The organism is Romboutsia sp. MSSM.1001216sp_RTP31141st1_G3_RTP31141_220114, assembly GCF_039031195.1.
Classification (GTDB): Bacteria; Bacillota; Clostridia; order Peptostreptococcales; family Peptostreptococcaceae; genus Romboutsia_C; species Romboutsia_C hominis.
On the sequence record NZ_JBCIUO010000032.1, the window covers coordinates 1 to 10,352 of the forward strand.

Genomic DNA, 10,352 nt, shown 5'->3' on the forward strand with positions numbered 1-10,352 from the left:
GAAGAAAAAAGAGTAGTGATAATTCAAATAATAATTCTATTGCATTTAGTATAAATGATATAAATAAAGGTTTAAAACTTATGGATTTAAGTGATGAAGATTTAGAGCGTGGCATGGAAATAATAACTAGAACTAAAAAGTATATGTCACAAGATGAAAGAAAGTTTTTAGTTAAGATTGAGAGTGTATTAGACTTAGTTAGGGGAATAAAGAAACTTAGTTCAATAGAGGATATCGAGGAAGAAGAAACAAACTTTTTTAGATGTATGGATGAGGAAGATAAGAAGAATATGATGATTAGGGAAATTTTAGAAGTTTTTCCTGAAAAAAGGAAAGAATCTATAGAAAAGGCTATAGATATGAAAAAGAAAATAGATTTATTTGCAGAATTATTTTTACCAGATGATATAGAAGAAAATGGATTTAGTATAAGTTCTCTAGCGAGTTTAAATAATTTGGGAAGCATGAATAATTTAAAATTATTGGGAAGCCTTTTAAGAGTCGATGATGATAAAGATGATAAAAAATATTATAGTTATGATAGTGAATATGATGCATATGATGATTTTAATGAAGATGATGACGACTTTTGTGAGTACATAGATGATTTAGATGAATAATATGGAAATATATCTTAATATTTCATTAATTACTATATAAAACTACTTTTAAAATTACTGATTTTGTTATATAATAAGTATATAAAATCCTGAAGCATACGATATTGCTTATTTAAATTCAACCGACAAATGTTATAAGGGAGACTAAGTCTAATGATGGATAACAAGCCTAGTTTTTAACTGGGAAGTTAAAAGTTATTGGCAGGTCACCCACCTGGGAGTATCTCGGGTATGAATTTACGTAAGCTAACGGTGTTTCGGGATTTTAAATTAAAAGAGTGTTGCAAAAGCAACACTCTTTTAATTTAAAATCCCAATATACCTATGTCATCAAAAGTAGTAAATACTGAAGTTGTATTGTAATCTAAGTCATATTTATAATTAGAGTAAAATAAAGATCTAGTAAACTCTTCCTCTAAACTAAACTCATCAATCTTATGATCACTCCAAGTCTTTCCTAAATCATTTGAAATAGATGTATGTAATCTATTATAGTTAACCCACATAATATATATATCAGATTTAAATTTCATAATACTTGGATACATGCAGGATGAAGAACCTGTTATATATTTAGATATATTAATATCTAGTTTATTATCCATTAAATAACCATTTATATATTTAACAGCATACCCATTATCAACATTTTCACAAAATACTATATGACAAAAGTTTAGGCTATCTTTTAATACAGATAAGTATATTTTATTTTTTCTTGTATTAGTTAATTGAGAAGGCTTAGACCAAGTTGAAGTACTTAAATTAAACTTTGACATAAAAACTTCTTCAAATCCGTTTACGAGGTTTAGGTAAAAAACTGTAGGTGAGTTTTGAATCCAAATCACTGTGAAATTATTTAAAATAGTATTATTTATAAAATCTATTTTATTTTCCGTCCAAACACCATTTAATTTATGATGGTGAATAAGTGCACAAATATTACCGCTATCATTGCTATAAACATAGTATAAAATATGAATTTCATTATCTAATTTTTTAATATAAGGAAATAATAAAGTAAACTTATTGCTATTATAAGTAAACACATCAAAATTAGTAAATGTAGTTTCAGAATTTTTTATATCAACTAATTTTAAGCTATTATCTATGTAAATACCATATATGTTATCATTATTATCTAGGTTAAAATAAAACTTGGTAAAATCTAAAGGTTTATCTGTAATATATGTTGATTTGATCAGATTACTATAGGTATCAAAATAATCATAAGTTAAAACATTAGATGTTCTAAATCTAAATATATCCTTGTTAGAACGTCTAATTATTGTATGGCAATCATTAACAAAACCCAAAAAATCATCTCCCTGTAAATTAATTCATATTAAATGTATATTGTCATAATAGAAAATTATTCTAGTTTTAGTAAATAGAAGTACAAGTAAGTAACAAATCATAAGTTAAATGCATAATATTTATTAAGCGTGAAAAGCTGAATATTAACAATAATTCATTTAAGGGGAGGACATTATATGCAAGATTTAAAAAGAAATAGAAAAAGAGTTCCTAATCAGCATATAGATCAAATGGAAAACGACTGTTTAGAAGAACATGTAAGTCAAGAAGTAGATGATGATTTAACTAGAGGATGTGGATGTAAAAAAGACTCAAACTGTGATAAACATTCAGATTGTAACCACAATATGAAGTGCGAGTGCGAGTGTGTATGTCATCCAGAACCACAGTGCTGTGAGCCTTGTGAACCAGATGCTGATACATGTATAAAAAATAAATGTGGACCTGAGTGTCTTGGTCCTATAAATCCACCAAGATTTAATGTATCAAACAGTGTACCAGTTGCAATTGAGGCCAATAGGATATTTGATACTATGGTATTTCAAACATTTACAGATGCAACAGCTCCAAATGGTGCTCCATTAGTATTTGATGTTGAATTAGTAGAAATAAATGGTCCAATACCTAGAGTAGGTCAAGTAAATGTAGAAATAGAAAAAATTTGTATAAACCATAATGGAATAATAATAAATACAGGAATGACAACTTTAGAAGATTTTGATATAGAACCGTTAGAACCAACAGTAGGAAAAAGATGTGAAACTACTTTTGAATATGCAGTATGTGGAGAAACACATAGAAGATGTTGTAATAGGGGAAAAGGACAATCAGTAGTATATAAACAAAAAGGATTAAGTGTACTTGTAGAAGATTTAGTACTAGAATTAAGAGGAAGATGCGGATGCACAGAATTTATAGCTTTTGCATTTCCTGCTGTAAAATGCCATGGAGGTCAATCTAAGAGATGCCGTGATGTTGAATTCTTATTTAATACATTATCAGCACCAATAGGTGTGCCATCAGATGGAAGAGGATTTACATTAAGACAAGAATTCCAAACACATTTAACAGTAGATTGTATCGGAAAAGCTTTACTAAGCTGTATAGATCATGATGATTGTGAATGTCATTGTGAATTAAGCATACCAAATGATATAGATTTAATACTTTGCTTACAAAATAATGTCAGTACTTTAATTAATGAGCAACTAGTTGTTTTAACTTCACCAAATGGTGTGCAACCAAGAGTTGTAGATACATTCTCTAAAGTTTGTGACTTTGGAAGTTGTGGAGAATAGTATATAAAGGAAAAAGAGCTATCTGTTTTAGATAGCTCTTTTTCATATTTTATATGTTATCCCATAACAATATTCAAAAATATCATCTTTTATAGTTGTTTTACCTTCATTTGAACATCTACTTGAATGAATGGTATTTTCAATATTAGATTTAGACCATTGTTTAGAACTACTATTAAAAAAAAGTTTAGATGTAGTTCGATCAGAAGATGAAGAAGGTTTATATTCTAGTACTATATTTGAAAAATCATCTATATCAAGTTTATAAAAGTATCCATTATCCTTTAGAACATTATCAATTATATATTTAGATAATCGATAATTAGGTACATCAAAGTTAAAGTGAGATAGCTTATGCAAATTATCTGATAGAGGGTATTTTTCGACGATAAAAACATTTAAGGAATCATCAATAGAATACAATCTCATATCCTTAATATTTTTTGTAGTATTAAGGGCTTTCAAAATAGATTTTTTTTTCCAAGAGCCATTGTGCTTGAGAAAATGATTTAGTCTACCCCTAGTGTCAAGTGCACAGATATGTATATTACTAGAATTATCTATAGTTGCGCAATAAGAATGTATATTGTTAGATAATCTTTCTGTTTGCCCATTTATATTTTTAATATATAAAACATTTTTATCTGTATATATATAAAATGGATTAATATTTTTCATAATAACCTCCTAAGATTTAATATTTTTAGAAAAGTTTTTTAAAGTTTTGATAACAACAAAAATATGTAATATACATGTGAAAAATGACATTAAAGTTGTTGTATAGATATATGCATAAATATTTAGATTAGGTAGAGGAGTAAGTAAATATACTCCAAATAGCTGAATACACATACTAAAAATAGTAATTAAACTTGAAATTACCTCTTTCCTTATAGAATGAAGTATGCCTGATAGTGTTTGATTTAAAGACATAAATAGAGGGATTAACCACATTGATTTTAAGTAAGTACCTGCAAGCTCATTATCATATACTAAAAGACATAAATTTTCACCAAATGTATAAAAAAATACTGAGGAAAATATTCCTACACTTAGAGTTAAAAGCATAGCAAAATTAATTTTTTCTTTTACCCTTTTGTATCTACCAAGTGACATTTCTTGGGATATACTAGGTATCAAGTTTACAATTAATGCAGAACCTAAGGTAAATGGTAAGTATATAAAAGGCATAACCATCCCATTTATAACACCATACATGCTTAATGCTTGACTATAGCTAATGCCTGATAAGACTAGCCTAGAAGGAACAATTATAGAGCTTAAAGAATGAAGTAATATATTTGACATACGATTGCAAGTTATAGGAATAGACATTTTAATAGTTTCTATAGAAGCATTGTAAAAATCCTTTATTTTTATAGTATAGGTATTATATAAATTTGAGTTTTTATATAAGCAAATTGATATATATAATATATTTATGGCTTCTCCAATAGAAATACCTAAAAGTGCAATATAACAATTAAAAGATTTATTATTTATAAATAAAATAGTTAAAGCTACGAAAAATATTCTACTTAATTGCTCTAGAACTTGCCCTATAGCAGGAACTACGACTTCCTTCAAACCATAGTAGTATCCTCTTAATATATTTGATACTGTTATAAGGACTATTGCTGGACAGATAGATAAAATTAATAAACTTAAATTAGCATCTTTTAATAGTTTTAATGACAAAAAACGGGCATTAAAAGCTATTATAAGAGAAATCACAAGTGATATAAAAAATGCTACATAAAGTGTAGATATAAACAATACATTGCTATTGTGTTTATCATTAAGAGCCTTTTTATTAGCAACTAAACAACTCAAAGTAGTAGGTATACCTGTAGTAGTTAAAGCTAAGCAAATCATTAAGAAATTAAATAATATATGGTATATTCCAAGACCAATTTCACCAATTGACCTTGATAAAAATATTTTATATAAAAAACCAATTACCCTAACTATTAAGTTGGAAATAAACAACACGGCTGTAGAAAAAATAAGATTGGGTATTCTCAATAAATCACCCCCTTATGTTTAAATATATTCATAAGGAGGTGAAAAAATAATTATATATTTACAAATTCAGGTTTCATATTGGTAAATTTACATACATGATTAAATCCTACTTCTTTTAGATAAGAGTAAATATAATCAAATTGATATGCTATTTGAGATGGATGGTGAGAATCAGATCCTGTAGTTATTATTTCACCACCTAAGTCTTTATACATATTTATTATACTTCTTGAAGGTGTTAAGTCAGGAAGATTATATCTATAACAAGATGTATTTATCTCAATTCCTTTTCCATCTTGTATAACTTGTTTTAATATAGCTTCTATTATATCTGAAAATAAGCTATCATCTAAAATATTTTTATAATCTCCATATCTTTTAACTAGATCTAGGTGTCCTAATACAGAATAGTCTTTGTAGTTTTTAACAATATTATATAGTTCTTTAAAATAAGCTTCATAAGCTTGATGTTGAGTTTTATCTTTAAAAAACTCGCCAAAATATAAGTCAATTCTATCTATAGCATGTAAAGAACATATTATAAAGTCAAAAGGATATTTATTAGCATCATTACTGCACTTAGTTATTATTTGCTTTTGAAGACCAAGTTCTATACCTTTTTTTATAGATATTTGATTAGCATATTTAGATTTAAAGAAATCTAATTTTTCAAAGTATTTATCATAATCAATACCCCAATCAAAATCATTTGCAAGGTCATAATCAACATGATCTGTAAAGCATATTTCTTTAAGACCCAAGTCTATTGATTTTTTAATCATATCTTCCATATCGGTCTTACTATCATTTGAGAAACTTGAGTGCATATGGTAATCATAAAACATAAAAACTTCCCCTTTTTGATAAAATTTTGGTATTATATACATAATAAATCTTATCAAATATAGTAATAACCATCAAGTGATAATATCAAAGAAGCAAGTGGGGATAGTATGGAAAAATATAACTTAGATTTAATCAAAGATAGTCCTAAATATTTACAAATATATAATCATGTAAAGAGACTTATATGTGAAAATAAAATAAAGGAATATGAAAAGCTACCGCCAATAAGAACGTTAGCAAAGTTAATAGGGGTTAATAATACGACAATAGTAAAAGCATATGAATTATTAGAAAAAGAAGGATATGTCAATAAAAGTATGGGAAGTGGAACTTTTGCTACATCTATAAATCAAGAAAGTTCAAGTACTATACAAAGAAAAGAAGGTATAATAAGTTTTGATACAGGAAATCCTTCTACAGAAATATTTCCAATAGATGATTTTAAAGAGGCTATAAATATGGCCTTGACTAATGAAGGAAGCACTATATTCGAATATGATGAAGGTTTAGGATATGAACCATTAAGAGAAAAAATAGCACAATATCTACATAATAAAGATATAAATACAACTAAGGATAATCTACAAATAATATCAGGAGCTCAGCAAGGTATAGACATTGTTTGCAAAGGTCTTATAAATTACTCAGATGTCGTATATGTTGAAGAGCCAACTTATAATGGAGCTATAGAAGTATTTAAGAGTAGAGGAGCAAAGATAATATCAATACCTATGTTAGATGATGGAATCGACATAGGGGTATTAAAACTTAAACTTGAAAAGATAAAGCCTAAAATAATATATACTATGCCAAATTTTCAAAATCCAACAGGCATATCATATTCTACATATAAAAAGAAAAAACTAATAGAACTAGCTGAAAAATATGATTTTTATATAGTAGAAGATGATTTTATAAGTGATTTTAAATTTAATTCTCTTGATAATAAACCATTAAAGAGTTATGATGATAAAAATAGGGTTATATACATAAAAAGTTTTTCTAAAATATTTATGCCTGGACTTAGAATAGGTATAGTTGAAATTCCAAGTGAATTACTAAAAAAGGTACTTTGGGCTAAGTACTCATCTGATATATCAACGCCAGGTTTGATTCAAAAATCAATGTATTATTATATGGAAAACTTTAATTGGGATGAATATCTTAAAGGTGTGGAAAGTCAATATACACAAAAATATAATTTGGCAAAAGAGTTGATATATAATAAATTAAGCGATAGACTAAAGATAAGAAATGGAAGTGGAGGTATTAACTTTTTTATAGAACTACCAAGAGGCTATTTATCACATGACTTAACAGAATTTTTATTAGATAAAGGAGTATCTGTTCTTCCAGGAACTTACTTTTTTGATAATATAGTAGATGATAGGTTTTTTAGGATAAATATAGCTAGGGCAAGTATACAAGATATAGAAAAGGGAATATCTATAATAAGTGATAACTTAGACGAATTTCTTTATAAATATAAAGATAATATAACAATAAAAAATAATAAATTTTTTTATTAAGACAAGAAAATAGAAAGGAGAATACTTAAAATAAATTTATTTTAAGTAGAATGAAATAATGTTTGATCAAAAGAAACTAGACAGAATAAATGAATTAGCTAAAAAGAATAAAGCAGAAGGATTAACAAAAGAAGAAACTATAGAAAGAGAAGGATTAAGAAAAGAATATCTAGAACATTTTAGAGCGCACTTTAGATCTAGATTAGATAATATAAAGGTAGTATCAAAAGAAGAATACGACGAGCATATGAAAAATAACCAAAATAGTCAAAACTAAATATAATATAAATTTAATAATTACTTAAGGAGGGGCAATATGAATTTAAAGTATGAAGCTAAAAATGCATGGGATATTGAAAGAAGTAAAAATAATATAGAAGATGTAATGTCTTATTCTAAAGATTACATGCAATTTTTAGACAAAGGAAAAACAGAAAGAACCTCTGCTAGAGAAATAGTAAATATGGCAAAAGAAAATGGATACATATCACTAGAGGAAGCTATACAAAAAGGAAAGGTAAATCCAGGAGACAAAATATATGCAGTCAATAAAGATAAATCAGTAGCTATGTTTGTTATGGGTAAAAAATCTTTAGAAGAAGGTATGAAAGTAGTAGGTGGTCATATAGATGCTCCAAGGATTGACTTAAAACCAAACCCTCTATATCAAGAAGCTAATCTAGGACTTTTTAAAACTCATTACTATGGAGGAATAAAAAAATATCAATGGACAGCAATACCACTTTCAATATATGGAGTAGTTATCCTAAATGATGGTAAAAAAATTGATATATGTATAGGTGAAGATGAAGAAGATTCAGTATTTTGTATAACTGACTTACTAGTACATCTTTCAGGAGATCAAATGCAAAAGAAACTTTCTGAAGGTATAACTGGAGAAGGACTTAACCTACTAGTTGGTCATATGCCGCTTGAAGGCGAAGAAAAAGAAACTGTAGCACAAAATGTATTAAAGATATTAAATGAAAAATACAATATGGTAGAAGAAGACTTCTTAAGTGCTGAAATAGAAATAGTACCTTCTGGTCGTGCTCGTCACTTAGGATTTGATAAATCTATGGTATTAGCTTATGGGCATGATGATAGAGTTTGTTCATACGGTGCTGTCAAAGCCTTAATAGAAACTACTGAACCTGAATACTGTGCAGTAGCATTATGTGTAGATAAGGAAGAAGTAGGGTCTCAAGGAAATACTGGTATGCACTCTAAATTCTTTGAAAATACAGTAGCAGAGCTTATAGCTTTAGAAGGAAACTATTGTAACTTAAGAGTAAGAAGAGCTATGGCAAATACTAAGGTATTATCGGCTGATGTATCTGCAGGATATGATCCTAATTTCCCAGAGGTGTATGATAAGAGAAATTCTGCATACATGGGACATGGTATAGTTTTAAGCAAATATACAGGTGTAAGAGGAAAAAGCGGATGCAATGATGCTAATGCAGAGTTTATGGCAGAAGTAAGAAGAATATTCAACCAAGGCGAAGTTGTATGGCAAACTGCTGAACTTGGAAAAGTAGACCAAGGTGGTGGTGGAACTATTGCCTATATATTAGCAAACTATGGTGCTGAGGTTATAGATTGTGGAGTAGGTGTGTTAAATATGCATGCTCCATATGAAATAGTTTCTAAAGTTGATATATATGAGATGTATAAAGGATATAAAGCATTCTTTAACATAAACCTTTAAGTAATATTAGAAGTAATTGACTATTAAAAAAGATAGACCTTTTATTTTGGTCTATCTTTTTATATTGAAATATTTATATAGTCCTGTTAAAAATTTATTTTCTAAAGGTGAAAAAACTTTTTTTCTAGAATAAATAAAATAAAACTTTCTTTTAAATTCTATATTTTTTACTCTATAGATGTTCAGTTTTTTAGATTCTAATTCATCAATGCAAGATATATATGATACAAAAGAAACTCCAAGACCAGATTGTACAAGTTTTTTTATAGATTCATTAGATTCAAGATGGGCTATTACATCTAGTTTGTCCGTATCGAAATTATTAGATTTTAGCTTATTTATAATTAAATCTTTAGTTCCAGAACCTTCTTTTCTCATAATAAACTTAAGAGAATATAATAAATCAATATCTATAAATCCATTAGAATTAGGAAGGACAACGTCTAAAGGAGTTATAAGGACTAACTCATCATCCATTAAATCTATGTACTCAATTTGTGGGTTGTTAGATTTTGAACCAACAAGTCCGAAACTTATTCTTTCATTTAAGATTTCTGAAATTGCAGACTTAGAGTCATAGTGACTAATATTAAACTTAACATCTTTAAATTGGTTAGAAAAATTATTTAAAAAATTAGGAATAATATAAGATTCAGGGATAGAACTGCAAACTATATCTATAATACCCTCTATTTTTTCGGAATACTCTTTTATATCATAAACTGCTTTTTTACAATTATTTAATATTAATATGGCATGATTGTAAAGTATTTCTCCTGATTTTGTTAAAGTTAAATTCTTATTATTTCTATTTATAAGAACAGTACCGAGTTCTTTTTCGAGGTTATTAATATGAGAGCTAACTGTTGGTTGAGTTAAAAATAATTCCTTCGCAGCTTTAGAAAAACTTTCATACTTACAAACTGCAACAAACACTTCCAATTGCTTAAAATCCAAGACAAAACCTCCTTATATTGTTTATAAGTATTATAGCATAGTATAAAAA

Annotated in this window: 10 protein-coding genes and 1 other RNA gene; 6 read left to right on the plus strand and 5 right to left on the minus strand. The window is 27.3% G+C overall.

Annotated elements, in window-relative coordinates; translation table 11 throughout:
- A partial coding sequence (locus ABCP60_RS15230; RefSeq protein ID WP_343102103.1) for a hypothetical protein occupies positions 1–620 on the plus strand: 620 nt, incomplete at its 5' end.
- An 83-nt stretch (positions 621–703) separates the two neighbouring features.
- A non-coding RNA gene (gene ssrS, locus ABCP60_RS15235) (6S RNA) lies at positions 704–888 on the plus strand.
- A gap of 37 nt (positions 889–925) precedes the next feature.
- Here the strand turns inward: ssrS and ABCP60_RS15240 are convergent.
- Positions 926–1,936, minus strand: a complete 1,011-nt coding sequence (locus tag ABCP60_RS15240) for a hypothetical protein (protein ID WP_271892046.1) — start codon at positions 1,934–1,936, stop codon at positions 926–928.
- Between the two features lie 177 nt (positions 1,937–2,113).
- On the opposite strand from ABCP60_RS15240, the gene ABCP60_RS15245 reads away from it, so the two are divergent.
- Positions 2,114–3,235, plus strand: a complete 1,122-nt coding sequence (locus ABCP60_RS15245; protein ID WP_195236803.1) for a hypothetical protein — start codon at positions 2,114–2,116, stop codon at positions 3,233–3,235.
- 42 nt (positions 3,236–3,277) lie between these two features.
- Here the strand turns inward: ABCP60_RS15245 and ABCP60_RS15250 are convergent, their stop codons facing one another.
- The 3 genes from ABCP60_RS15250 to ABCP60_RS15260 are packed head-to-tail and all read right to left on the minus strand — an operon-like array spanning position 3,278 to position 6,105.
- Complete coding sequence (locus tag ABCP60_RS15250) at positions 3,278–3,913, minus strand: hypothetical protein (protein WP_166504891.1); 636 nt, start codon at positions 3,911–3,913, stop codon at positions 3,278–3,280.
- Between the two features lie 9 nt (positions 3,914–3,922).
- Positions 3,923–5,260 (minus strand): polysaccharide biosynthesis protein, encoded by a 1,338-nt coding sequence (locus ABCP60_RS15255; RefSeq protein WP_343102104.1) that lies wholly within the window; start codon positions 5,258–5,260, stop codon positions 3,923–3,925.
- A gap of 50 nt (positions 5,261–5,310) precedes the next feature.
- Complete coding sequence (locus ABCP60_RS15260; protein ID WP_092927310.1) at positions 5,311–6,105, minus strand: histidinol-phosphatase HisJ family protein; 795 nt, start codon at positions 6,103–6,105, stop codon at positions 5,311–5,313.
- 108 nt (positions 6,106–6,213) lie between these two features.
- Here ABCP60_RS15260 and ABCP60_RS15265 point away from each other — a divergent pair, with 108 nt between their 5' ends.
- The 3 genes from ABCP60_RS15265 to ABCP60_RS15275 are packed head-to-tail and all read left to right on the plus strand — an operon-like array spanning position 6,214 to position 9,346.
- Positions 6,214–7,635, plus strand: coding sequence for a PLP-dependent aminotransferase family protein (locus ABCP60_RS15265; RefSeq protein WP_092927308.1), 1,422 nt, complete (start codon positions 6,214–6,216; stop codon positions 7,633–7,635).
- A gap of 58 nt (positions 7,636–7,693) precedes the next feature.
- Entirely contained in the window at positions 7,694–7,912 is a 219-nt protein-coding gene (locus ABCP60_RS15270) for a DUF896 domain-containing protein (RefSeq protein WP_092927306.1), read from the plus strand.
- Positions 7,913–7,951: 39 nt separating this feature from the next.
- On the plus strand, positions 7,952–9,346 hold the full coding sequence (locus tag ABCP60_RS15275; RefSeq protein ID WP_343102105.1) for an aminopeptidase: 1,395 nt from the start codon (positions 7,952–7,954) through the stop codon (positions 9,344–9,346).
- Positions 9,347–9,397: 51 nt separating this feature from the next.
- Here ABCP60_RS15275 and ABCP60_RS15280 read toward each other — a convergent pair whose 3' ends face one another.
- A complete protein-coding gene (locus tag ABCP60_RS15280) occupies positions 9,398–10,303 on the minus strand; it encodes a selenium metabolism-associated LysR family transcriptional regulator (RefSeq protein ID WP_092927302.1) in 906 nt (301 codons plus the stop codon).
- Positions 10,304–10,352: the final 49 nt, after the last annotated feature.